At 71.2% G+C, this 23095-nt stretch carries 23 protein-coding genes; 13 read left to right on the top strand and 10 right to left on the bottom strand.

Going from position 1 to position 23095, the window contains the following annotated elements:
* Positions 1 to 7: 7 nt before the first annotated feature.
* On the top strand, positions 8 to 895 hold the full coding sequence (locus HII36_RS33605; RefSeq protein ID WP_173527330.1) for a sulfotransferase family protein: 888 nt from the start codon (positions 8 to 10) through the stop codon (positions 893 to 895).
* Positions 892 to 2526, top strand: coding sequence for an arylsulfatase (locus HII36_RS33600; protein ID WP_173527329.1), 1635 nt, complete (start codon positions 892 to 894; stop codon positions 2524 to 2526). Before HII36_RS33605 ends, HII36_RS33600 begins: the two co-directional genes overlap by 4 nt.
* Here the strand turns inward: HII36_RS33600 and HII36_RS33595 are convergent.
* Complete coding sequence (locus tag HII36_RS33595; protein WP_236004118.1) at positions 2429 to 3322, bottom strand: isocitrate lyase/PEP mutase family protein; 894 nt, start codon at positions 3320 to 3322, stop codon at positions 2429 to 2431. The genes HII36_RS33600 and HII36_RS33595 overlap by 98 nt on opposite strands.
* Positions 3323 to 3446: 124 nt before the next feature.
* On the opposite strand from HII36_RS33595, the gene HII36_RS33590 reads away from it, so the two are divergent.
* From HII36_RS33590 to HII36_RS33580, 3 genes are all read left to right on the top strand, one after another.
* A complete protein-coding gene (locus HII36_RS33590; protein WP_217370292.1) occupies positions 3447 to 3653 on the top strand; it encodes a hypothetical protein in 207 nt (68 codons plus the stop codon).
* Positions 3654 to 3718: 65 nt separating this feature from the next.
* Positions 3719 to 4489 carry a hypothetical protein gene (locus tag HII36_RS33585; protein ID WP_217370291.1) on the top strand — a complete coding sequence of 257 codons (771 nt, stop codon included), beginning with the start codon at positions 3719 to 3721 and terminating at the stop codon, positions 4487 to 4489.
* Positions 4490 to 4508: 19 nt separating this feature from the next.
* On the top strand, positions 4509 to 5198 hold the full coding sequence (locus HII36_RS33580) for a rhodanese-like domain-containing protein (protein ID WP_173527327.1): 690 nt from the start codon (positions 4509 to 4511) through the stop codon (positions 5196 to 5198).
* A gap of 26 nt (positions 5199 to 5224) precedes the next feature.
* On the opposite strand, the gene HII36_RS33575 is transcribed toward HII36_RS33580, so the two are convergent.
* Positions 5225 to 5509: a HesB/IscA family protein gene (locus HII36_RS33575; protein ID WP_173527326.1), complete on the bottom strand. Its 285-nt coding sequence runs from the start codon at positions 5507 to 5509 to the stop codon at positions 5225 to 5227.
* 86 nt (positions 5510 to 5595) lie between these two features.
* On the opposite strand from HII36_RS33575, the gene HII36_RS33570 reads away from it, so the two are divergent.
* Together HII36_RS33570 and HII36_RS33565 are read left to right on the top strand one after the other, a co-directional pair.
* Positions 5596 to 6582 (top strand): CapA family protein, encoded by a 987-nt coding sequence (locus HII36_RS33570; RefSeq protein WP_173527325.1) that lies wholly within the window; start codon positions 5596 to 5598, stop codon positions 6580 to 6582.
* Positions 6583 to 6591: 9 nt separating this feature from the next.
* Positions 6592 to 7230 carry an HhH-GDP family DNA glycosylase gene (locus HII36_RS33565; protein WP_173527324.1) on the top strand — a complete coding sequence of 213 codons (639 nt, stop codon included), beginning with the start codon at positions 6592 to 6594 and terminating at the stop codon, positions 7228 to 7230.
* 196 nt (positions 7231 to 7426) lie between these two features.
* Here HII36_RS33565 and HII36_RS33560 read toward each other — a convergent pair whose 3' ends face one another.
* Positions 7427 to 7753 carry a hypothetical protein gene (locus HII36_RS33560; RefSeq protein WP_173527323.1) on the bottom strand — a complete coding sequence of 109 codons (327 nt, stop codon included), beginning with the start codon at positions 7751 to 7753 and terminating at the stop codon, positions 7427 to 7429.
* A gap of 238 nt (positions 7754 to 7991) precedes the next feature.
* Entirely contained in the window at positions 7992 to 8396 is a 405-nt protein-coding gene (locus HII36_RS33555) for a hypothetical protein (protein ID WP_173527322.1), read from the bottom strand.
* 307 nt (positions 8397 to 8703) lie between these two features.
* On the opposite strand from HII36_RS33555, the gene HII36_RS33550 reads away from it, so the two are divergent.
* Both HII36_RS33550 and HII36_RS57040 read left to right on the top strand, forming a co-directional pair.
* Positions 8704 to 10314: a sulfatase family protein gene (locus HII36_RS33550; protein WP_173527321.1), complete on the top strand. Its 1611-nt coding sequence runs from the start codon at positions 8704 to 8706 to the stop codon at positions 10312 to 10314.
* A 72-nt stretch (positions 10315 to 10386) separates the two neighbouring features.
* The gene (locus HII36_RS57040; protein WP_173527320.1) at positions 10387 to 11682 is read left to right on the top strand and encodes a cytochrome P450; all 1296 of its coding nucleotides are present in this window, start codon (positions 10387 to 10389) and stop codon (positions 11680 to 11682) included.
* On the opposite strand, the gene HII36_RS33540 is transcribed toward HII36_RS57040, so the two are convergent.
* From HII36_RS33540 to HII36_RS33525, 4 genes are all read right to left on the bottom strand, one after another.
* Positions 11666 to 12175: a TetR/AcrR family transcriptional regulator gene (locus tag HII36_RS33540; RefSeq protein ID WP_173527319.1), complete on the bottom strand. Its 510-nt coding sequence runs from the start codon at positions 12173 to 12175 to the stop codon at positions 11666 to 11668. The two genes, HII36_RS57040 and HII36_RS33540, sit on opposite strands and share 17 nt — an antisense overlap.
* On the bottom strand, positions 12168 to 12563 hold the full coding sequence (locus HII36_RS33535) for a DUF4260 family protein (protein ID WP_173527318.1): 396 nt from the start codon (positions 12561 to 12563) through the stop codon (positions 12168 to 12170). The genes HII36_RS33540 and HII36_RS33535 overlap by 8 nt, the downstream gene beginning before the upstream one ends.
* Positions 12564 to 12676: 113 nt before the next feature.
* Positions 12677 to 15064: a DUF4132 domain-containing protein gene (locus tag HII36_RS33530; RefSeq protein WP_173527317.1), complete on the bottom strand. Its 2388-nt coding sequence runs from the start codon at positions 15062 to 15064 to the stop codon at positions 12677 to 12679.
* A gap of 7 nt (positions 15065 to 15071) precedes the next feature.
* Positions 15072 to 15464 carry a hypothetical protein gene (locus HII36_RS33525; protein ID WP_173527316.1) on the bottom strand — a complete coding sequence of 131 codons (393 nt, stop codon included), beginning with the start codon at positions 15462 to 15464 and terminating at the stop codon, positions 15072 to 15074.
* A 214-nt stretch (positions 15465 to 15678) separates the two neighbouring features.
* Between HII36_RS33525 and HII36_RS33520 the strand changes: the two genes are divergently transcribed.
* The 3 genes from HII36_RS33520 to HII36_RS33510 all read left to right on the top strand — a co-directional run bounded on the left by HII36_RS33520 (position 15679) and on the right by HII36_RS33510 (position 20496).
* Positions 15679 to 16794, top strand: coding sequence for a serine hydrolase domain-containing protein (locus HII36_RS33520; protein WP_173527315.1), 1116 nt, complete (start codon positions 15679 to 15681; stop codon positions 16792 to 16794).
* A 185-nt stretch (positions 16795 to 16979) separates the two neighbouring features.
* Positions 16980 to 19496 carry a polysaccharide lyase family 8 super-sandwich domain-containing protein gene (locus HII36_RS33515; RefSeq protein ID WP_173527314.1) on the top strand — a complete coding sequence of 839 codons (2517 nt, stop codon included), beginning with the start codon at positions 16980 to 16982 and terminating at the stop codon, positions 19494 to 19496.
* Positions 19497 to 19695: 199 nt separating this feature from the next.
* A complete protein-coding gene (locus HII36_RS33510) occupies positions 19696 to 20496 on the top strand; it encodes a lytic polysaccharide monooxygenase (RefSeq protein WP_328808003.1) in 801 nt (266 codons plus the stop codon).
* 126 nt (positions 20497 to 20622) lie between these two features.
* Here HII36_RS33510 and HII36_RS33505 read toward each other — a convergent pair whose 3' ends face one another.
* Both HII36_RS33505 and HII36_RS33500 read right to left on the bottom strand, forming a co-directional pair.
* Positions 20623 to 21402, bottom strand: a complete 780-nt coding sequence (locus HII36_RS33505) for a neutral zinc metallopeptidase (RefSeq protein ID WP_173527313.1) — start codon at positions 21400 to 21402, stop codon at positions 20623 to 20625.
* Between the two features lie 38 nt (positions 21403 to 21440).
* Entirely contained in the window at positions 21441 to 21854 is a 414-nt protein-coding gene (locus tag HII36_RS33500; RefSeq protein WP_173527312.1) for an RDD family protein, read from the bottom strand.
* A 288-nt stretch (positions 21855 to 22142) separates the two neighbouring features.
* Here HII36_RS33500 and HII36_RS33495 point away from each other — a divergent pair, with 288 nt between their 5' ends.
* A complete protein-coding gene (locus HII36_RS33495) occupies positions 22143 to 22751 on the top strand; it encodes a hypothetical protein (protein ID WP_173527311.1) in 609 nt (202 codons plus the stop codon).
* Positions 22752 to 23095: the final 344 nt, after the last annotated feature.

Raw genomic sequence — 23095 nt, 5'->3', positions numbered from 1 at the left:
GACGCTCATGAGCTGGAGGTACCGGGCCAACGCCACGCTTGAGGGTCTGACGGGTTACACCTTGCGGCGGCGCGCGGTGCGCGCGCCCAAGCCGCCGCCACCGCCGCCGCTGGAGTTGCAGCGGCTGCCCGGCGACGAGGTGCGCCCGCCCGCCGACCCCGCGCACGACCGGCTGCTGCGCGCGCCCGTCTTCCTGCTCTCGTCCGTGCGGTCCGGCTCGACGCTGCTGCGGGTCATGCTGAACAGCCACTCGCAGGTGCACTCGCCGATCGAGACGCACTTCCGCCGGATGACCGTGGGCCTGTCGACCGAGCCGGTACGCCAGGCCGTGGAACTGCTCGGGCACACCCACAGCGACCTCGAACACCTGGTGTGGGACCGGCTGCTGCACCGGGAGCTGTCACGCAGCGGCAAGCAGGTCCTGGTGGAGAAGACGCCCAGCAACGTCTTCGCCTGGCGGCGCATCTCCACCTGCTGGCCGGACGCCCGATTCGTCTTCCTGCTGCGGCACCCGATGTCGATCGTGCAGTCCTGGCATGAAGCCGATCCGGAGAAACGGCCCATGGAGGAGGCCGTTCCCCGCACACTCAGCTACATGACCTATCTGCAGGAGGCCCGCACGCAGCTCGCCGGGCTGACCGTGCGGTACGAGAACGTGGTCGCCGACCCCGAGGCCGAGCTCAGGCGGGTGTGCGCGTTCCTCGGCATCCCGTGGGAGCCGGCCATGCTCAACTACGGCGACCAGGACCACGGCGCCTTCGTCAAGGGCATCGGCGACTGGCGCGAGAAGATCCGCGCCGGCCGGGTCGTGGCGGGCCGCCCGCTGCCCGCGCCCGACGAGGTGCCCGACGAGCTCAGGGACGTCTGCCGGCAGTGGGGCTACGAGTCCGCATGACGACCGACGCACCTTCGCGCCGCGCCGTGCTCACCGGCACTCTCGCCGGACTGACCGCCCTGGCCACGCCCGCCGCCGCCACCACTGTTCTGCCGCGACGGCCCAACATCGTCGTGATCCTGGCCGACGACCTGGGCTGGGGGGAGATCGGCGCGCAGGGCCAACGCGAGATCGCCACCCCGAACCTCGACCGCCTGGCGGCAGAAGGGGTCAGGTTCGACAGCGCGTACTCGGGGGCGCCGCTGTGCGCGCCGTCGCGCTGCGCGCTGCTCACCGGCCTGCACGCGGGCCACGGCACGGTACGCGAGAACCCCGAGGGCGGCCCGCAGCGCTCGCTCACCGCGGCCGACCTCACCTTCGCCGAACTGCTGCAACTGGCCGGCTACCGGACGGCGTGCATCGGCAAGTGGGGCTTCGGACCTGAGCTCCCCGGCCAGGACTCACACCCCAACGCCCGGGGTTTCGACGAGTTCTTCGGCTACATCGGGCACGTGGCCGCGCACCGGTACTACCCGCGGCACCTCTGGCACAACGGCGAACGGGTCGCGCTGGGCGGCCGGGCGTACGCGCCCGACCTGTTCAGACGCCGGGCGGTGGACTTCATCGAGCAGGCCGGCGACGACCCGTTCCTGCTGTATTTCCCGAGCATCCTGCCGCACTCGCCGAGCGTGGTCCCCGGCGGCGACGCGGGCCCGTACGACGCCCGCCCGTGGAGCCGGCCGAACCGGCGGCACGCGGCCCAGGTGTCACGGCTCGACGCGGACGTGGCCGAACTGCTGCGCGCGTTACGCGCGGCCGGTGTCGCTGAACGCACGATCGTGCTGTTCACCAGCGACAACGGCCCGCACAGCGAGAAGGGCGTGACCCCGGAGCTGTTCGACTCCAACGGGCCCTTCCGCGGCGACAAACGCGACCTGTACGAGGGCGGCATCAGAGTGCCGATGATCGCCTGGTCGCCGGTGCTCGCGCCGCGGGTCGAGCACGAGCCCGTGGCCTTCTGGGACGTCCTGCCCACGCTCGCCGACCTGGCCGGAGTGCCGGTGCCGGCGCCGCTCGACGGCCGCTCCTTCCGCGGCCTGCTCACCGGGGCGGGCGTGCCCGAACGCGACCACCTGGTGTGGAACAGGCCGCGCAAGGTCCAGGCGATCAGGCGCGGCCGCTGGAAGGCGATCAGGTTCGCGCCGAACATCGCCGGCGCCGGTCCGGCCGGCCGGGTCGAGCTGTACGACCTGGACACCGACCGGGAGGAACGCCACGACCTGGCCGGCGAGCGGCCCGAGCTGACCGCCGACCTGCTGGCCAGGCTCGACCGGTCGATCGGCCCAGACCCGCGCCGCCCGTACGGGATGACGCTGACCAGCAGCGGCGGCCGGCCGGCCGTCGTCCTGCACAACGGCTCGGCCGTGCCCTGGCGGCGGATCAAGCTCATGATCGGCCGGGCCGAGGCCCAGGTGGCGCGGCTGGAGCCGGGCGCGGCCGTCTCCGCGGTCTTCCCCGTTCCCGCGGGCGAACGGGTGACCGTCGTGGCGGCCTTCACCGCCCAGGGCAGGCGCCACGTCTTCCGCAAGTCGGCGCGGGTCGGCGCCGGCGCCGTCGATCAGGGGGCGAGCAGGGAGTTGACCTCGCCGTAGTCGAGCGCCCCGGCCAGCGACTCGTACGTGCCCGCCCCGAGCAGCTCCACCGTGGCCCGCCTGACCAGGGCGTAGGCGGCCTGGCCACGGACGAGCCGAGGCTGATCCGCGCGACGCCGAGCCCGGCCAGCTCGGCGACCGGCGGCGCGCCGGGGCCGGCCATCGCGTTCACCGGCAGGCCCGACTTCTCGGCGAGCACGCTCAGCTCGGCGGCCGTCATGAGCCCGGGCACGAAGAGCCCGTCGGCGCCGGCCTCGGCGTAGGCGGCGGCGCGGGCCAGGACCTCGTCCAGGCGGGAGCCGGGGTCGCCGACGGCCCGCAGGTAGACGTCGGTGCGGGCGTTGACGAACAGCGGGACGCCGCTCGCGTCGGCGGCCCGGCGGACCGCGGCGATCCTGGCCGCCTGCGCCTCGATCGGCAGCAGCGGCGCCGCGCCGCCGTGGTCGGCGTCCTCCAGGTTGACGCCGACCGCGCCGGCGTCGATCACGCCGCGCGCGGTCTCGCCGACGCCGGCCGGGTCGGCGGCGTAGCCGCCCTCGATGTCGGCCGTGACCGGGACGCCGACCGCCGCCGCGATGCGGGCGATCAGGTCGAGCGCGCGGTCGCGGCCGAGCGCGTCGCCGTCGGGCGAGCCCAGGCTCCAGGCGACTCCGGCGCTGGTGGTGGCGATGGCCTGGGCGCCGGCGGCCTCGGCCACCAGGGCGCTGGCCACGTCCCAGGCGTTGGGGAGCAGCAGCGGCCTGCCGGGGACGTGCAGTGAACGGAACAGTTCGGCCTTCTCGGCGGGGGTCGTCATGGCACCAGTTCATCAGGTCTCGCCGGGCGGGCGGTGGCGGGGATCGGACCTCTACCGCCGACCTGCGGCGATGGTGTGTTTCGAGGTGGCAGGGGTAGCGGGCGGGAAGAAGGGGGAGTGATCGGTGATGCCACGACCCGGCAGCAACGCCTACGACAAGAAGCGCGCCAGGCTCAGGAAGGACATGGAGCACAAGGGGCTCAGCGAGCAGGAGCTGAGCAAGCGCGTGAACAAGAAACTCCAGTCCGACGCGGACAAGCAGCCGCGCAAGGTCGGCGGGGACCGGGCCGAGGGCCCCAAGTCGGAACGGCCCAGGCGCGGGGAGCGCTGAGCCCGCCACGGGCCGGGTGAGTGCTCTCGCGGGAGCCGGGTAGCGGGGTGGGCGCAGGTTTCTCGGTGAGGGGATTCGCCATGCCGCTGCAGATCGTCAATCCCGAGGCCGGGTACGGCAGGGTCGAACTGGCCGACCCGGCGCCCTCGGGCTACCTCCACGTCGGCGGGCACGTCCGGCCGCGTCCGCCGTTCATGCCCATGAACCGGGGCAAACTCGAGCTGTTCCGCCGGTTGCACCGGTGCGCGCAGCGCCTGCGGGCCCGGGGGGACGTCAAACGGGTCTCGCTGTTCGACGCGCTGGCCATGCCGCCGTTCGCGCGGCTGCCGTACGTCCGGGACCGGCGCGAATCGGTGCACCTGCCCAGGTTCGACGTGGCGGTGCTGGTGGAGACGGCCTCGCCGGAGGCGGCGCACGAGGTGCGGGGGAGCGCGCCGTACCACGCGCTGCGCGACGAGCTGGCCACCGACGCCGACGACACGCACGAGCTGCTCGGACGCAACGCCAGGCGGATCGGCGACGTCGAGCGCACGCGACGCGGCGTCTACCTGTTCAACCACTTCGTCGCCGACGACGCGGACGTGGCGCTGGGCCTGTGGGACTACCTGGCGGCCTGGTACGTGCGCGAGACCGGGCTGACGAACTCGGTGCTCATGGTGCCCGAGGCGGGGGAGAAGGCGGACTACGTCGCGATCAATCACGCGCACTGGGACGAGGGCCTGGCCAAGGTGATGCTCAGGCAGCTCACCTCGCCGGGCTTCGGCGCGTTCGTCCGGGCCAATCTGGACGCCAACCGGGTGGGCGCGATGCCGGTGCTGTACCGGCTGGTCGCCTAGAGGGGGAATGGGGGAAGCCATGAACGTCATCGACCGCGAAGCGGTTCAGGATCTTCTCGCGACCCGTGGGGGTCAGCTCGTCGAGGTGCTGCCGGAGCAGGAGTACGCGTGGGCGCACCTGCCGCGCGCCCTGCACGTCCCGCTGGCCGACCTCGACGGGGGCGCGGTCGAGCTGCTGGACAAGACGCGGCCGGTCATCGTCTACTGCCACGACTGGCTCTGCGACCTGAGCCCGCGCGCCGCGCACCGGCTGGAGCGGCTGGGGTTCGGCGAGGTCTACGACTACGGGCTGGGCAAGATGGACTGGCTGGCGGCCGATCTGCCGTACGAGGGGAGTGCGGCGCTGGTCTCGCAGAACGTCCGGCGTGACCCGGTGACCGCGCGTCTGACCGACCGGGTCGAGTCGGTCGGCGAGCGGGTGGTCGGCGACCCGGCCGGGCTGGCCGTGGTGGTCGACGAGGACGACGTCGTGCAGGGCGTCATCGGCTCGCAGGAGCTCAGGAGCGCCGACATGAGCGGCACGGCCGAGCAGGCCATGCGGGTGGGGGTGGCCACGGTGCGGCCGAGCGAGGAGATCGAGCAGCTGGTGCACCGGATGGACCACGCGCAGGTCGATCACGTGGTCGTCACCCAGCCGGACGGAACCCTGGTCGGGCTGTACGGGCTGGGCGACGTGCGCGCGCCCGTGTACGAGTCCGACCAGGGCTGATCCGTGAGCTGATCCGCGCGGGGCCGCTAGGTGCGGCGGTCGAGACGGAAGGTCGGGTGACCCGGTGTCCCCGGCTGGGCGTCGAGCGACTTGTCCTCGAGGATCGGCGCGGCCTCCTCCGAGACGAAGACCCGGACGTCCTCCTTCTCGATGACCTGGTCGCCCTGCCACGGGCTGCTGGTCAGCGACACCTCGAGTGCGCCGGCCTCGTCCGGTTTGGCGGCGATGCGGAGTCCGGCCTGCTTGGGGATCTCCACGCCGACCATGAGGTCACGGATGGCTTCTACCGCGTTGTCAGTCAATGTCAGCACATTGGGCTCCCTGTCATAGGAGAAGCTGATATGAGAACCGTCGCCTCCCCTGCCATCACCCGGGCAAACGTCGCGGGGAGGCGGGCATGACCGTCACGCTCGCGCTGGCCGGGGACACCATGCTGGGCCGGGGGGTCGCCGATCTGCTGGTGCGGACGGCGGATCCGGCTGCCTACATTTCCCCCGAGGTCAGGAAATATCTTCATGAAGCGGACCTTGTGCTGCTTAATCTTGAATGCTGCCTGTCTGACCGGGGAGAACCCTGGGCGGCGCCGGGCAAGCCGTTCCACTTCCGCGGGCCGCCGCGAGCCGCCGAACTCCTCGCCGGGCTGGGCGTCGACTGTGTCACGCTGGCCAACAACCACGCGCTCGACTTCGGCCGCGACGCGTTGCTCGACACGCGTACGTACCTGGAGGAGGCGGACATCCGGGTGGTGGGCGCCGGCGCGGACGAGGCCCAGGCCCGCGCGCCCGCGGTGTTGTCCGCGAACGGGCTCAGGATCGGCGTGATCGGGCTGACCGATCACCCGCCCGACTACGCCGCCGCGCCCGGGCATCCCGGAGTGGCCTACGCCGACCTCGCCGGCGGCGTGCCCGGCTGGGTGATCGACGCGGTGGCCGCGCTCGACACCGATCTCGTGCTGGTCACGCCGCACTGGGGGCCGAACATGACCGCCGGCCCGCTGCCGTACGTCAGGGCCGCCGCGTCCGCGCTGGTCGGGGCCGGGGCGTCGCTGGTGGCCGGGCACTCCGCGCACGTCTTCCACGGCGTCGAGCCGCCGGTGCTGTACGACCTGGGCGACTTCATCGACGACTACGCCGTGGACGCGGAGCTGCGTAACGACCTGTCCCTGCTGTTCCTGGTCATACTGGACGAACGCGGCCCGCGGCGGCTGCGGGCGGTGCCGCTGAAGCTCGACCACGGCCGCACCGGACTTGCCCAGGGCTGGGAACGCGAGTGGATCGGCGCCAGGTTCATCGCGGCCTGCGCGGCGCTCGGCACCTCGGCGGGCTGGGAGGACGGCCACCTGGTCGTCGATCTGCGCACGAATGCCGGCGCGGCGGGCGGGTAGCGGGGCGTCATGAGTGTTGTCGATGTCCTGCTGGAGCGGTACGGCCGGACGTACGCGGGCGAGGCCGGCATCAAGCTCACCGACCAGCCGCGGCCGCTGTACCAGCTGCTCGTGCTGGCCACCCTGCTCAGCGCGCGCATCTCGGCCGAGGTCGCGGTGGCCGCCGCCAGGGAGCTGTTCGCGGCCGGTTGCCGTACGCCGAAGGACATGCTGGCGGCGAGCTGGCAGGACCGCGTGGACGCGCTGGGCCGCGGCCACTACCGGCGCTACGACGAACGCACCGCGACCATGCTGGGCAACGGCGCCGAGCTGCTGCTCGACCGGTGGAAAGGCGACCTGCGGCGGCTGCGCGACGAGGCGGGGGACGACGTGGGCCGGCTGAGCGCGCTGCTGATGGAGTTCCCCGGGATCGGGCCCACCGGCGCGGACATCTTCCTGCGCGAGGTCCAGGCCGTGTGGCCGCGGGTCGCGCCGCACCTGGACAAACGGGTGCTCGACGGCGCCGGCAAGCTCGGGCTGCCGCGCCAGGAGCGGCGACTGGCCGGCCTGGCGCGCTCCGGCGACGAGCTGGCCCGGCTGTCGGCGGCGCTGGTGCGCGTGTCACGCAGCAAGAAACTGGTGGACGAGGTGAAGTCGGCGGCCCGATGAGCCGCTGGCGTCAACTGCTGATGAAACGGCGAAAGGCCAGGTCGTCCAGGTGACCCCAGACGACCTGACCCCCAGTGAACGCCCATGCCCCGCGCGGCAGAAAAGTGATCAGACCGCGCGGAACCCGGCCGTGTTCGCGCCAGTGGCACGTCCCGCCCCGCTGGGCGGGCCGGTGCCTAGCCGCTGATCACCAGGATCAACGGTGGAACCGGTAGACCCAGGCGCCGTGGTAGACGCCGCCCCAGCAGCTGAGACGGGTCGGGCTCCGCCAGTTCCAGATCACCCGGCCACCGCCGAGGCGGCAGCGCAGGTACGAGACGTACCGGTAGTTGGCGGTGATCGAGGCGTCGGCGCCCGCGAGACCGGCGTCGACGTCGGCCTCCGCGCCGACGCCGCCGACGGCGGTGGCTTCAGCGGCGGCGATCGCGTCGGTCTCGGGATCGGCGGAGGCCACGGAGGCCGTGCCGAGAGAGAAGGCGCCGATGGCGGCGGCGGAGATGAGTGCAGCGGTGAGACGTCGCATTACCCCTGTCCATTCACTATAAGCGACATTACCGCTACAGATAGTAACCACGGTGATCAGCGTTGAAACTATCGATTCTGCGGATATTGAGCCCTGAGCGGTAAGCGTTATTGCAGGTCAGAGGCTTGCCAAGTGGCGGTTGCTGGCTGCTGGGCGCGGATGTGGAGCCGGTGCCGGGTCGATCGGGGGTGCTCGCCCAAGGCTGTTTGAACCGGAGGGGGGGAGAGTTTGGCATGGGTCAGCCTCCGGGCCCTGGGACTTCGTCGTCGTCCAGCCGGTCGAGCCTGAGACCCAGTTCGATCATCTCGCAGCGCAGCGAGTCGAACCTCTTCGCCAGGTCCGACCTGGCGGCCTTGGCGTTCTCGTGCAGCTGCGCGCGCAGGCCCGCGTGCTCGATGCCCAGGGCCGCGAGGTCACGGTCCAGGTCGATCTTGATGTCGGCGACGTCGGCCCGCGCCTCGATGATGCCGATCGCCGTCGCCGTGAGATCCGCCTGCAGGCTGTGCAGGCGCAGGGAGATCTCGGCCAGAATCGCGCCGTGCGGGCATCGCTGCCCGTGCTCGTCGCCACCGCCGCACCTGGTCGCCGTCTCGAGATCCGCCGTACGGAGTTTCAGCTGGAGAATCTCCGCCTCTACGTCCACGTTTCTCTGCCTTCGCCGGTAGTCGGAGGGGGACCCGGAGAGGGGGTGGTCCCACTTCTGTAGTCACATGGTCGCAAGCCGTACCGGATCGCGGCAAACGAATGGTTCACCAGAGGATGGGTTTTTCTCGTACGCCGGGGTGATTTCCTCTACCGCACGTCCGCAACGGGTAATACGGCGATCCGCATTGCCAGCAACCTTGGAGGGGGAATCAATTGATAGGCGGTATTCCCAGAGATTAGCCTTCGTCGCAACCTTGATCCCGGTAAAGGGCGAAGTCATGTCAATTGTCGGAAATATCCGGAAGGTGGCGGCGGTCGCGGTCGCCGTCCTGGTGAGCCTGGCCATGGCGTCCCAGGCGGGCGCGGGGACCGGCGCGAGCGCGGGTTCGGGGGCGAGTGCGGGCGCGGGCGCCGTCGCCAAGCCGAAGCCGCCGAACATCATCTTCTTCCTGGTCGACGACCTGTCGGCGGAACTGCTGCAGTACATGGACACGGTCAGCGGCCTGGCCAAGGACGGCACCAGGTTCACCGACTACTACGTGTCCAACTCGCTCTGCTGCCCGTCACGGGCCTCGATGTTCACCGGCCAGTTCCCGCACAACACCGGCGTCGCCACGAACAAGGGCTCCGACGGCGGCGGCTACCGGGCGTTCCAGCCGCACGAGGACAGGACGTACGCCGTCGCGCTGGACCGGGCCGGCTACCGGACGGGCTACCTCGGCAAGTACATCAACGAATACCCGGTGCCCGCCGGATACCAGGTGCCGCCCGGCTGGGACGAATGGCACGTGGCCGCCGGCGGCGGATACAACGAGTTCAGGTACCAGCTCACGCGCTACATCAAGGAGGAGACGGCGGAGGAGAAGCCGCTCGACTCGTCCGACGGCACGTACCTGGTGGACGAGCTCGGTGAACGGGCGGTCGACTTCCTCGCCCGCTCCCGCGCGCACGCCCCGGGCAAGCCGTTCTTCCTGCAGGTCTCGCCGTTCTCGCCGCACTCCAGGATCGGCGCCAAGCCGGGCGACAAGGAGCCGCGCTTCCCGCCGGCGCGCCGTGACCGGCCGAAGACCCAGTGGCCGGCCGGGCAGTTCCCGCACGGCGACTGCGGCGGGCCCGACTGCCTCGACATCGACGTGGCCAAGCTGCCCGCGTTCAACGAGGACACCTCGGACAAGCCGGCCTGGGTGCGGCGCGCGCCGATCGGCCCCAAGCTGGTCAAGGAACTGCGCAAGGACTTCCGCGACCGCATCCGCATGGTCCAGTCGATCGACGACATGGTCGGACGGGTCATGTCCGCGCTCACCCCGGCCGAACGCCGCTCCACGTACGTGGTGTTCACCAGCGACAACGGCTTCCACCTCGGCCAGCACCGGCTGCTGCGCGGCAAGTCCACCGCCTACGACCACGACGTACGGGTGCCGCTGCTGGTCAAGCGGCCCGCCGCGGGACGGCACGGCGACCTGGTGACCGGCGCCATCGCCCAGAACGTGGACCTGTTCGCCACCTTCCTCGACATGGCCGGCGTCGACGCCGCCACCCGTGACAGCCGTGACGGCCGCAGCCTGCTGCCGCTCATCCAGGGGCACAAGGTCAAGGACTGGCGGGACGCGGCGCTGATCGAGCACGTCAGGCCGAACCCGGACGCGCCCGGCGGCCCTGACCCGGACGCCGACGACCCGGGCGCCGGCAACGCCCAGCCGCCCAGCTACGCCGCCGTGCGCACGGCCGGTGACCTCTACGTCGAGTACCAGGGCGTCGAGCAGCCCGAGTACTACGACACGGTGGCCGACCCGCACCAGATGACCAACGTCCCAGGACACGCCCGCACGGCCGAGCTGTCCCGGGTGCTCGACGCGCTGGCCGGCTGCGGCAAGCAGGGTGCGCCCGACTGCTGGACGGCCTCCCACCTCGGCTGACACTCCGGCCTCGCCCGCCACCCCGGGCGGGCGAGGCTTGCCAAGGGCGCGCGGCCGGGAGACCGTGGCGAGGTGCGCGACATCCCAGGACCCCCGGCCCGGCCAGACGGCGGGCTGAGCGACATCGCCGCCGCGGGCGGCCTGCACACCTACCAGCTCGACCTGCACGAACGGTACGGGCCGGTGGTGCGCTTCCAGCTGCCGGGCGCCCGGGACGCGGTCTCGGTGGCCGACCCCGTCCTGCTGGAGGCGACGGCCGCGATCAACGAGCGGCCGGACAAGCTGTTCGAGTTCCTGGCCCCGCTGTGCGAGGCGGGCAACCTGCAGACCCTGCCGGCCGCCGAGCACGCGCCGCTGCGCCGGGCCCTGCTGTCCGTGCTGGCCGGACGGCGTTCGCACGAGGCGCACTTCGCCGAGTTCACCGCGCTGGCCACCGACCTGGCCGACCGGTGGGCGGCGCGGGCCGCGGCCGGGCCGGTCGAGCTGCAACACGATCTGAGCGAGCTGTCGCTGCGGATGATCTGCCACTACGCGCTCGGCGGCGGCGTCGACGACCCGGTCAGGGTGGTGCGCGCGTTCGAGACCGTGCTGACCGGCTATCTGGGGCGGCTCTACGCGCGCGGCGACGACCTGTCGGAGGCCGAGCGGGCGCTGGCGTACCTGCGCGAGGTGGTGGACGGCGTGCTGACCGGCGGCGGCAGCGACCTGGTCGCCGCGCTGGTCCTGGCCGGACTGAGCCCGGCCCGCATCAGGGACACGGTCCTGATGATCATGCTGGCCGCGCATCACACGACCGGAGTCGCCGTCTCGTGGACCCTGCACCTGCTGGCCGCTCACCCCGAGGCCGCCACGCGGGTGGTCGCGGAGCTGGACGGGATCCTGGGCGAGCGCGCCGCGCCGGCGTACTCGGACCTGAAACGCCTGACGCGCCTGGACATGGCGCTCAAGGAGTCGATGCGGCTCTACCCGCCGGGCCCGTACGGCGCCCGCGAGACCACCGAGGACCTCAAGCTGGGCGAGTACCACATCCCGGCGGGGACCACGATCTTCTATCCGTTCTGGGCCGTGCACCTGAATCCGCGTTACTGGCCCGAACCGCGGGCGTTCGTCCCCGAGAGGTTCTCCCCGGAGCGGCAGGCCGGGCGGGCGCGGCACGCGTTCGTGCCGTTCGGGCTGGGGCCGCGCAGTTGCGAGGGGGCGAGCCTGGCCATGGTCGAGGCCGAGCTGGTGCTCGCGGTGCTGCTCAAGAGGTTCCGCTTCGAGCCGGTCGCGGGCCATCAGGTGGTGCCGGTGGAGCGTTTCGTGTTGTGGGCCGAGAACGACATCCTGATGCACCTGAAGGAGCGAAGGCTCAGATCTCCCGGGTGAAGGCCCGCATCCCGGCCTTCCAGGCGGGGTCGAGGTCGGCGCCGGGCGGGAAGCGGGCGTCGAGTTCGAGTGTCACCATGCCGTGCGCGAAGGCCCAGACGGCCCGCGACAGCGCCTCGTCGAACCCGACCGTGCGCACCAGCGGCATGGCCGCCCGCTCCTCGACCCCGGCGGGGAGCTGTTCGCGAGGCAGCGGCCCGTTGCTCATCAGCCGGTACAGGTGCGGGCAGGTCAGCGCGTAGTTCCGGTAGGCCAGGCCGAGCGCGAGCAGGTCGCCTGGCGGCCGCGCGGCCTCGAGCGCCTCGGCCAGCTCGGTCATCGCGATCCCGATCAGCCGCGCCTCGACGGCGGCCTTGTCGGGGAAGTGCTTGTACAGCGACGGCGCCCTGATCCCGAGCCGGTCGGCGAGTGCGCGCATGGTCAGCGCGTCCGCGCCGCCCTCCTCGATCAGCTCCCGCGCCGCCTGGACGATCTGCGCGGCCCGCTCAGACATCGCGCGACCCGTCGCGGTTGCGCAGCCCGTAGCCGAAGGCGCGGTCGGCGGCGACGTGCAGCAGCCAGGCGAGGCCCATCACGAACAGCGGCACCCAGTCGATCGGCCCGAACGAGTAGCCGACCAGGATCGCCAGCGGGATCCAGGGCCGGTGCATGAAGTTGTAGAACGGCACGGCGCGGGGCGACAGGCGGCCGTTGCCGCCCTCGCTCGCCCCGATGAACAGCGTCAGGTCGGGCACGATCACGAACAGTATCGCGCTGATCAGCGCGGGAGCGCCGTGGTTGACGACCTCCAGCACGACGAACGCGAGCAGGAAGATCGCCAGGGCGGCCCAGGCGGTACGGGAGACGACGCGGCGGCGGGCGGGAACGGTGACTGCGGACATCGGAACCTCCGTCGAGCGAGTGGCTAACGCTGTTAGCTTCACAGTAAGGCTAACAGCGTTAGCCGTCAAGCGCCGCCAAGGATCCAAGACGCGCGACGTCGGGAACGGCGTGACTACGACGCGATCTGCCGGGTGATCGACGGGTCGGTGATCTTCGTGTCCGCGGCCAGCAGGAACGCCTTCGACAAGATGACCGACAACATGCCGCCGTCCTGCTCGAAGGGCAGGAAGACCCGGTCGCCCGACCCCCGCGTGACGATGCACAGGTAGGCGTCGTTGGGCTCCATGAGGACGTTGCCCGACCCGAGATGGATCTTGTACGCCCGCAGCTCACCCTGGACCCGCAGGAACCGGTCGGTCAGCGTGCACCGTCCGGCGATCGCCAGCCGGGGCAGCAGCCCGGCCAGGGCGTCGCGGCGCACCCGGGCCGACTCGCTCAGGTCGCCGAAGCCGAAGGACCGCCAGTACTCGCCGTGCCCTTCCGGGTCCAGCCCGATCGAGGTGACGCCCACGGCCAGGTCGGCGTCGCGCAGCGTCTCCGACAGGGCGAGCGGCGGCACGTCGCACAGCGGCACCGGCCGGCCGTCCGCGTCGAGTATCCGCAGCTCCTCGCTGACGCAGACGGAGGCCGTGCCGCTGTAGCCGTCGCGTTCGAGCGTCTCCGCGTCCAGGTGGAAGAGCCAGGACGCGGTCAGCCCGCCGGGCAGCGCCTTGACGGTCTCGCACTGGTCCGACCCGCTCTCCCCGTGCCACCAGCCCATCGACATGCCGGTCCAGCCGCGCTCGGTCAGCAGCGCCTTGGCCTGGCCGTACCTGAGCAGGTGGCGGGCGAAGCGCTGCGAATGGTCGCGGGTCTCCTCCTCGGCCGGGGTGAGCAGGTAAACCTCGCGGAAGGCCTGCTTGAACGGCTGGCGCAGGCCGAGCTCCATCAGGTGGTCGCGCCAGGCCCGCACCTCGCCGGCCGGGTGCGCGATCGGGTGCCACAGGCGCACGGCCGCATCGGGCTCCGGCCTGACGCGGCGGCCGTCGTGGCCGGCCAGCTCCCACGCGCCGTCCACCTGGACCGGCAGCCCGGCCGGGCCCTGCTCGACCGTCCAGATCAGGGCGCGGCCGAAGGCGCCGGTGACCGGGTGGTCGAGGTAGAACTCGCACACGTCGCGCCACTGCCAGACGCGTTCGGTGGCCAGCGCGCGCTCGATCCTGAACCGCTCGGCGGGCACCGCCTTCCTCAGCTCCTTGGCCGTCGCCCGGAACTCGGCCAGCAGCCGCCTGTCCACGGTCTTGGGGATGGCCTTGCGTCCGTCGTAGGTGATGACGCCGTCCAGCGACAGGCGCAGCCCGGCTTCGGCGCGGGTGCCGTCCGGGCCGAAACCGAAGGTGGGGACGGTACGTTCCAGCAGCTGTTCCGCCGACAGCCCGGTCTGCGCCGCGATCGCGTCGAGGGTGCGCGCGACCTTGGTCAGGATGCTCTTCTTGCGCACCTTGGCCTGCACGCGGGCGAGCTGGGGGACGGCCGCCAGGCCGCCGCGCCGGCCGAGCACGCCGAGCGCGGCGTTGGCCAGCAGCTCGCTGCGGGAGTTGGCGCCCGAGCCGCCGATCCCGGTGCCGGTGGCCACGGCGAGGTCGCCGAGCAGGCCGGTGACCCACGGCTCGTCGAGATGCTCGCAGGTCCAGATCATGCCGCGCAGCAGCTGGGCGGTGCGCTCGTGGAGATAGAGCAGGACGTCGCGGTAGCCGTCGTGCATCAGGCCTTCGCGGTGGGTCGGCACCCGGCCGAGCACCTCGCGCAGCAACCCGACCGCGTCCGGGGTGAGCAGTTCCGCGGCCCTGGCCGTCCAGGCCGGGGTGGGGTTGGCCGTGGTGGCGGCGGCCCAGTGCCGCAGGATCGGGACCGTGTCGGGCCGGCCGAGCCTGGCGCCGTACTCCTCGCGCAGGATCGCGGCGAAACCGCCCCCTTCCGGCACCAGCGAGCGGACCGCGTCGGCGGGATCGTCCGTGGGATGCTCGGCCAGGAGGTCGTCCAGGACGCGCCGGGCCTGCCAGTGGATCGACAGAGGCATGGCGACGAGCTGCCGCTGCGCCTCGCGGAGCAGGGGGAGCAGCGGCTCACGCGCGGCGGCGGGCAGGTGTTTCACGGCCGAGATCGGGATGCGGTAGAGCAGGTCGGTCTGTTGCTCGCCGAAGCCGAGCGCGGTGCGCCACAGCAGGTCGAGCTGCCGCGGCGGCCAGTGCGGCCGGCGTTGCGCCAGGTTCGTCGGCAGGGTGGAGACGAGGGTGCTGCCGTCGGTGGCCCACATGAGCAGTTGCGCCCACAGCGACATCGCCCGCCACTCGGCGTCGCCCCAGTCCCGGCTCAGCCGCTTCAGCAGCGCGTCGTCGGGGTAGCGGTAACGGCCCTGCTCGTGGACGAGCGTGGCGTCGAGCCGGCCGAACACCTCCAGCGTGTGCTGGTCGAGCTCGTCCAGCCAGGCGCGCGGCCCGTCCGGCAGGCCGTCGAGCACGCCCACCTCAGCCGCCGACCAGCGGGACGAGCTTGACGAACGACACCACGGGGTCGAGCGTCAGGTCGATCTCCAGGTCGAGGTCGGTGATCTGCCGGTCGCCGACGAGCAGCAGGAAGCCGTTGCGGGCGAAGGCGGCTTCCGCGGCGTCGGCCTGCCTCTCCCAGTCCAGCTTGCGGGTGGTGCGCATGCGGTAGCCGTTGAGCTCGCTCTCGGCGTCCGTGGGCTTGACCAGGCCGCGGAAATGGTGCGAAGGGGCGGCGTTGTAACGGGCGACCTCCTCTCTGACGCGCAGCCGCATCAGCTCGCGAGCGGTGATCCGGTCGGGGAGGCCGGGCAGGGAGAATTCGTCCAGCGCGCGGCCCGTCGCGGTTTCATCGCGGAATATCGCTAATGCCATGGGAATGACTCGTTCCTGCGGAATGTCAGCGGATGTCGTCATCTATAGCAATGGGCGGCGACAAAAGCCGATCAGTGCCTCAGTCGCTCTGGTCTCCGCTCGGATGGTGGCCGTTCGACGCAGCGGGGGTGGACCTAGGTGGTAGGGACAGCCCCCCTATCGGAGAGGTGCGTGCGTGACTGTTTCCGCGCCGCCTGATCGACAGAGTTGAGGCATGAAGAAAGTTACCGCTTGCCTCGTGACCGGCGCGCTGGCCCTCGCCGTCCTCGCCCCGGTGGCCCCCGCCTTCGCCGCCACGGACCCGTCCGTCGCCTCGGACGCGTCCGGATTGCAGTCCCGGCTCGACCGGCTGACCAGCGAGGACGGGATGGCGGGCGCGCTCGGCCACGTCCGCGATGCCGACGGCGTCACCACGACGCTGGCCTCGGGCACGTCCGACCGGTCGACCGGGGCGCCGATGGTCGGCCCCGAGGGCCGGTTCAGGGTCGCCAGCATGACCAAGCCGATCCTGGCGGCCACCGTGGTGCGCCTGGCCGAGCGCGGCAGGATCGACCTGGACGCGCCGGTCGAGCGATACCTGCCCGGCGTGGTGCGCGGCACCGGCGACGGAGCCGGCACCGACGGCCGCCGGATCACCGTCAGGATGTTGCTCCAGCAGACCAGCGGCCTGCGCGAGTACACCGACGTGGTGGCGTGGAAGGAGCCCTACCCCGACTTCCTGAAGGTGGCGCTCGCCCGCACGCCCACGCGCCGTGGCGAGTTCGCCTACGCCAACACGAACTACCTGGTCCTGGGCATGATCGTGCAGGCCGTGACGGGCAAGGACTTCCGCCGGGCGAGCGCGGAGCTGGTGCTCAAGCCGTACGGGATGCGTGATTCTTACTGGCCGGCGAAGGGCGACAACGGCCTGCGTGGCCCGCACGCCCGCACCTACGGCGTGAGCCCCGCCAGCCCTGAAGCCGGCGAGGTGGACCTGACCGACCAGTTGCCCACCTACCTGTTCGGCGCCAGCGGCGGGCTCATCTCCACGCCCGCGGACCTGAACCGGTTCTGGAACCGGGCCCCGCTGAGCGAACTGGCCGGCCGGACGGTGCCGATCAAGCAGGACGGCTGGCCCGCCGGCTCGCGTTACGGCAAGGGCGTCGCCAGGGCCAAGCTGAGCTGCGGATACGCCTGGTTCCACGGGGGCGACATGCCGGGCGCGTCGGTGATCAGCGGCCGTGACCGCGCCGGTCGCACGGCCACGGTCTACGTCACGGGCTTGGCGGCGACACCCAAGCAGCGCGAGCACCTGTTCGCAGCCTTCGACGCCGCCATCTGCGCCAAGTAGCGACCACCGGCGAAGACCCCGGCCAGGGACAGCACCGGGTCCCTGGCCGCCGCTCGACCCGGTCCATGGGCCGGAAGTGCAGGCCGATCCAGGGGGATGAAAAGATTTTTCGTGGTTCTGGGCCGGGTGAAAAATATCAAGTAACGTGAGCTCGGCATACCCTCCAACGCCCCCTGGAGCCCGCTGTGCCGCACCTTTCCCGACGCCAGGTCCTCACCCTGTTCCCCGCCGCCGGCCTGCTCGCCGCGGCCACCCCGTTCCCCGCCGCCGCGGCCGCTTCCGCGCCCGTCGCCGCCGGAGTCGATCACGCCCGGCTGATCGCCAACACCGTGGCCATCTTCGCCGGCACCCCGGACGTCAATGCCAGGCCCGAGGTGGCGGGCAAGCTCGCGGCCGTCGCACGCACCGCGCGGCAGCGGCTGACCGCCATGGACCAGGCGGGCGACGGCGAGCTGTTCGCCGGGCTGAAGCTCGGCACCGACGACGTGAACCTGCGCCTGGCCTACCAGTACCTGTACGAGATCGCGCTGGCCACCCGCGTCCCCGGCGGCGAGCTGGACGGCGACACCGCCGTCCAGCAGCGGGTGACCGACGGGCTGCGGTGGCTGCACGAGCGCTACTTCGCCGACCAGTCACGCGGCTACTACGGCAACTGGCACAACTGGGAGATCGGCATCCCCACCCACGTCAGCAGGACGCTGGCCTTCCTGGCCGACCGGTTGCCAGAAGGGCTCGCGGCGGCGTACCTCGCCTCGATGGACGCCTACCTGCGCAACGGCAAGAACGGCGACGTCGACCTCGACTCCCGCTTCCACACCGGGGCGAACCTGGCCGACATCACCGCCAACCGCATCCTGCAGGGCGCGATCACCCAGGACGACGCCCGCGTCGGCAAGGCCATCGCCGACCAGGCGACCGTGTTCGCCACCATCGACCCGTACCGGCTGCAGCACGGCAACACCGACGGCTACTACCCCGACGGCTCCTTCATCCAGCACCACTCGGTCGCCTACACCGGCTCCTACGGACGCATCCTGCTGACCCGCGTCGTGCAGACGCTCAAGACCCTCGAAGGGGTGACCACCACCGCCGGCGACCTGCCCGGGGTGGTCTACCGCTGGATCGCCGACGGCTTCGCCCCGCTGATCTTCGAGGGCTGGATGATGGAGATCGTCAAGGGCCGGGCGGTCTCACGCACCAACACCGGCTACGCCGACGTCGCCGTGATCGCGGAGGCGGTCGCGGACCTGGCCGACCACGTCGAGGCCGGCGCCGCGCTGGCGCTGAAGAAGTACGTCAAGTTCCTGCCCGCCGCCGACTCGGCCGCCTTCGTCTCTCCTGTCAGCATCGCCAGGTACGCGGCGATCCGCGCCGACGCCGCCATCCCGGCCGCCGACCTGAACCCGGCCGAGCGGTGTGTCGCGTTCAACGCCATGGACCGGACCGTGCACCGGCGTCCCGGCTACGCCTTCGCGCTGGCCCGCAGCTCCGAGCGGATCAGCAAGTACGAGTACATGAACGGCGAGAACCTGATGCCCTGGTTCCAGGGCGACGGCGCGTACTACCTCTACCTGGCCGGCGAGGACCAGCGCGAGGTCTTCGGCGTCGACTACTACACGACGGTCTCGCCGTACCGGCTGGCCGGGGTCACCGCGCCGGTGGAGGAGCGGCGGACGGTGCCCGACCTGTACGGCCGGTTCTGGTACGAGAACCCGGGCCACCCGCTGAACTTCACCTCCTCCTCGCAGTCGCAGAACACCTACGTGTACTTCCCCCGCGCCGGGAACGCCTTCTCCGGCGGCGCGACGCTCGGCGCGTACGGCGCGGCCGGCCTGGTGCTGTCCGACGACGCCGCCTACACCGCCAAGCAGGCGGGCATCCTGCCCGACGACTTCGTCGCCTATCGCAACGCCGGCGCGACCAAGTCGTGGTTCATGCTCGACGACGAGATCGTGGTGCTCGCCGCGGACGTCTCAGGCCAGGGCGGACGCGACGCGGTGACCACGGTGGACAGCCGCATCGCCAACCCCGGCGACGCGGTCGCGCTCACCGGCGAGAGCTGGGACGGCGGCGGCTGGCAGTCCGGCGCGTCTGCGCCGCCGCGCTGGCTGCGTTACGCCAACGGCACCCGCGGCACCGCGATCGGGTACGCGTTCCTCACCAGGCAGCCCGTCACCGCCGCGCTGGAGACGGTGACCCGCAGCCGCCGGGTGGTGCGCACGTCCAACCCGGACACCGGCGTGACCAAGAACGTCTTCACGGCCTCGATCGCCCACCCCGCCGCCGGTGACGTGACCGCCCTCGCCTACGCCCTGGTGCCGAACGCGACCGAGGCCCGGCTGCGCGGCTACGCGAACGGGCCGCTGACCGTGCTGGTGAACAACCGAAATGTGCAGGCGATCAAGCACGAGACGCTGGGGATCATCGCGGCCAACGTGTTCGCCGGCGGCCCGCGGCACGCCGGGCGGCTGCTCATCGACGGGCCGGCCTCGGTCATCGTGCGCCAGGGCGAGCGGACGGTCGTCGCACTGTCCGACCCGACGATGAAGCGTGACCGGGTCAGCGTCGTGGTGCACGGCAAGGCGCTCAGGCTCGACGCGGCGGACGAGGGGGTTTCGGTGCGGCGGGTGCCTGGCGGGACCTTGATCCAGGCCGTCACCCGTCACGCGTACGGCCGCACCTTCACCGCCACCCTGCGCTGACCCTTCGACCCTGACCTGACCTCGATCTGGTCGGACCCGAGCTGACCTGGGGCGGAGGCGTGCCGAGTGGGTGCGCCTCCGTCTTCGGTCTCCGGCCGGTGTCGGTTCGGTGAACCGAATCCCTTGTGTGGGCGTCCCAAATGGTTAATTCTTAGGAAGCTTTCCTTTTTATTTCCGCTCACCCCCCAGGGAGTAAGAGGTGCGCAAGACCACGATCGCCGCGACGGCCGCGGCCGCCGGAGTGCTGGCCCTGCTGCCCGCCTCCGCGGCCAACGCCCACGGCACGATGTCCAACCCGCCCAGCCGCGTGTACGTCTGCAAGAACGAGGGACCCGAGACGCCGAAGTCCGACGCGTGCAAGGCCGCCGTGGCGGCCGGCGGCACCCAGGCGTACTACGACTGGAACGAGGTCTCCCTGCTGGAGGCCGGCGGACGGCACCGCCAGCTCATCCCGGACGGCAAGCTCTGCAGCGCGGGACGCGAGAAGTACCGCGGGCTCGACCTGGCGCGGGCCGACTGGCCGGCGACCAAGGTCCAGTCGGGCAACTTCACGCTGACCTACCACGCCTCCGCCCCCCACGGGAACAGCAACTTCGAGTTCTACATCACCCGCGAGGGCTGGAACCCGACGATGCCCTTGAAGTGGTCCGACCTGGTCCACATCAAGACGTTCAACAACCAGAACCCGACCACGTTCACCAACTGGTCGATCAACCTGCCGCAGCGCAGCGGCCGGCACATCCTGTACTCGATCTGGCAGCGCGTGGTCGGCAGCAACGAGGCCTTCTACACCTGCTCCGACGTCGACTTCGGCGGTGGCGCCACCCCCACCCCGACGCCGACGTCCACCCAGCCGGGCGGCACGTGGAGCGCGGGCACCGCGTACCGGGCGGGGGACCGCGTGACGTACGGCGGGGTGAACTACGAGTGCCTGCAGGCGCACACGGCGCTTCCCGGCTGGGAGCCGCCGAACGTGGGCGCCCTGTGGAAGCGCGTCTGACGCATCCGCCCTACCCGACCGGCGGCCTCCGTACGGGGGCCGCCGGGCTGGTTCGGCCGGGCTTGGTTCGGCCGGTGACTTCGGCCGGGCCTGGTTTCGCGGGTGACTTCGGCCGGGCTTGGATTGTCAGGCGACCTTGGATGCGGGTGCCGTCCAGGTGTTGCATGCCTGCGGCGAGCGGGCCAGGAAGCCCTTCTTGAGCCAGGCCGCGATGTTGCGCCCCTTCCCGTGGTGGCGGACCTTGCGGTGCTCGTCGCCACTCATCCGGGTGATCTCCAGCAGCCGCTCCCAGTCCTCCGGGGTGCGGTCGAGCGAGTCCCAGACGCTGCCGATGAACACGCCTGCCAGGCACTCGGCCTGCAGCTCGATGCGACGCGACTGCTCCAGCAACTCGCGCCTGTCGCGATACGGCTTACGCAGGTAGGCGTCCATGATCCCGCTGAGATTCTGCACGTGGTGGCCGAATTCGTGGGCGGCCAGGCCGAACAGGTACAGGTCTGATGGATCGTCCAGGACGTTGCGGTTCAGCAGGATGAGGAAGCGCCGTTCCTGATGGCAGTACGTCGCCTGCGCCGCGCCCCACGGGTGCCCGCAGTACCTGCGCGGCTTGGTGATGAAACCGATCCTCGACTTCGCGAAGGGCAGGCCCGCCCGCTCGAAGTAGGCGCCCCAGGACTGGTGCAGGCAGTTCAGGACCCCGGTCAGGTACCGCTTGGCGGAGGGGACGTGGTTCGGCCGGACACCGCGCTCCACACACCGGCCCGGTTGCAGCTCGCCGCCGCGGTACAGCCGGTTCGCCGTCAGGACCCGGTCGTCGGCGGAGACGGGGGCGGCCTGGGCCACCGCCGTCCCTGACCACGGGAGGCAGGCGACGGCGAAACCAGCAAGAAATCGGGTAAATCGCACGATCGGCATCATAGGCAGCCGGTCGGCCGGCGATGCGCTTATCTGGATAGATCCGCTCTGCGGACGATGCGTAGGCCCGCTATGTCCAGATGGTCGATGTCGCCGTCGGCCAGCATCAGCACTGGAGTGACCAGGATGTAGAAGAAGCCCCAGAGCCAGCGCCTGGTCGCCTGGCCGAGGCGGGGCTTGGCGAGGTCGCCGGTGCGTACCAGTCGGAGCCCGCCGATCAGCTTGCCGATGCTCCCGCCCACCAGTACCGGCAAGAGCGCGTGATTGCAGAAGGAGACGAGCAGGAGCCCGCAGGCGAAGGCGGCCCAGTAGAGGTAGGGCTGCCGGAGCAGCAGCGGCGCGCTGCACACGATGCCGGCGAAGACGGCCAGGAAGCCGTCCACCCAGATCGGGATGATCCGCCGATTGCTGCTCGCCAGGGGAGGGACCTTCGTACCTGCCACGACGCCTCCATGCTGGGCCGTCCCGTCCAGGGCTCGTGTCTCGAGCGTAGGATCCGGCCTCGGCGGACGTGCGAATCCATGCACAGGGGATATGTCCACCCACCTACGGGCAGCCTCGCCCGGCGGTTCGTGGTTGGGTCCGCGGTACGTCTGGCGGCGGGGTCGCATCGCGTTTCGCAGTGGTTGCGCCGCGAGGGGCGGGGCGTGGAGGCGGGGCGGCCAATTCTCATCGAGCCACTTTTGCCTTCCGCCTGACCCGGAGTTCACCCGCGTCTCACACTAAGACCCATGACGAACGAGCTCACCGACGCGTGGAACCGTCTGCTCCCTCCCCACCAGCTCTTCCGGGTGGCGGCGCTGCTCAACATGCCGCGTATGGAGGAAGCCGTCACTCGCGACGCAGCTCCCCAAGGCAGGCAGCAGGCGTCCCTGTACGCCAAGATCGCCGAATGGGCGCAGCTCTCGGCCCAGGCCGCCACCCGGAAACGCGAGCCGGGACGGAAGAGCGCCCGCTCGCGCTTCGCCTACCTCGTCGAATACACCGAGGACCATGCCAACGGCTGGAGCCGGGCGCCCGGCGAACACGTGGAGGCGCTCGAATCGTGGTCCGGCGCACCGGAGGCGGTCGCGCCGATCATGCTCCACCGCTACCTCACCTACCTGGCCGAACACCGCGACGACTACCAGCTCTGGCTGGTGGACTCGCTGTCGCTGCGCGTCAGCCTGTGGGACGTGGACGCGTCCACCGTCACGGCCAGACGCGTACCGGCGCCAGGCAAACGGCACGCGTCGGGGTACGCCAGCGCGCTGCAACTGGCCCGGATCTCCCCGCACGCCGTCGAAGTCCGCACACCCATTCAGGTACACGCATTCCTGGACCAGTTCGGCCAACCATGACCACCGACCGGGCCCGCGGCCCTCGTCCGCGGGCCTCGGGAAGCAGATCATCCCCCGGGGGAGAAACCGTCCTGACGTCGGTGGAGCAAATCTCATCCAAGCCGCTTCCGGCCCCCGCGCGCGACCTGGCGAACCTGTGTCAGCGTGTGCTCGACCAGTAAGGACCCTGCAAGACGGGGAGCCCTTCCAAGCTGCGTAAAGGCAGGAATGCGTGGACCTAGAAGTGCGCTGAAGATGTTGGGCGTGGGTTCCGCTGTGGCGGTGCTGGGTTCAGACTCGATGGTATGCAGGGTAGGGCGGCCGGTGAGCCGGTCGGGCCGGATGTGTGGCAGATCTGCCGGGAG

The sequence above is a fragment of the Nonomuraea antri genome (genome assembly GCF_013283785.1).
Lineage (GTDB): Bacteria > Actinomycetota > Actinomycetes > Streptosporangiales > Streptosporangiaceae > Nonomuraea > Nonomuraea antri.
Note: the sequence above shows the minus strand (reverse complement) of the source record. Positions and strands in the feature narration are given on the sequence as shown.

Excerpts from the sequence above, each read along its gene's own strand:
- HII36_RS33605 (WP_173527330.1), top strand. The coding sequence starts at position 8 with ATGAGCTGGAGGTACCGGGCCAACGCCACGCTTGAGGGTCTGACGGGT.
- HII36_RS33600 (WP_173527329.1), top strand. The coding sequence starts at position 892 with ATGACGACCGACGCACCTTCGCGCCGCGCCGTGCTCACCGGCACTCTC.
- HII36_RS33595 (WP_236004118.1), bottom strand. The coding sequence starts at position 3,322 with ATGACGACCCCCGCCGAGAAGGCCGAACTGTTCCGTTCACTGCACGTC.
- HII36_RS33580 (WP_173527327.1), top strand. The coding sequence starts at position 4,509 with ATGAACGTCATCGACCGCGAAGCGGTTCAGGATCTTCTCGCGACCCGT.
- HII36_RS33570 (WP_173527325.1), top strand. The coding sequence starts at position 5,596 with ATGACCGTCACGCTCGCGCTGGCCGGGGACACCATGCTGGGCCGGGGG.
- HII36_RS33565 (WP_173527324.1), top strand. The coding sequence starts at position 6,592 with ATGAGTGTTGTCGATGTCCTGCTGGAGCGGTACGGCCGGACGTACGCG.
- HII36_RS33560 (WP_173527323.1), bottom strand. The coding sequence starts at position 7,753 with ATGCGACGTCTCACCGCTGCACTCATCTCCGCCGCCGCCATCGGCGCC.
- HII36_RS33540 (WP_173527319.1), bottom strand. The coding sequence starts at position 12,175 with ATGTCTGAGCGGGCCGCGCAGATCGTCCAGGCGGCGCGGGAGCTGATC.
- HII36_RS33535 (WP_173527318.1), bottom strand. The coding sequence starts at position 12,563 with ATGTCCGCAGTCACCGTTCCCGCCCGCCGCCGCGTCGTCTCCCGTACC.
- HII36_RS33525 (WP_173527316.1), bottom strand. The coding sequence starts at position 15,464 with ATGGCATTAGCGATATTCCGCGATGAAACCGCGACGGGCCGCGCGCTG.
- HII36_RS33520 (WP_173527315.1), top strand. The coding sequence starts at position 15,679 with ATGAAGAAAGTTACCGCTTGCCTCGTGACCGGCGCGCTGGCCCTCGCC.
- HII36_RS33495 (WP_173527311.1), top strand. The coding sequence starts at position 22,143 with ATGACGAACGAGCTCACCGACGCGTGGAACCGTCTGCTCCCTCCCCAC.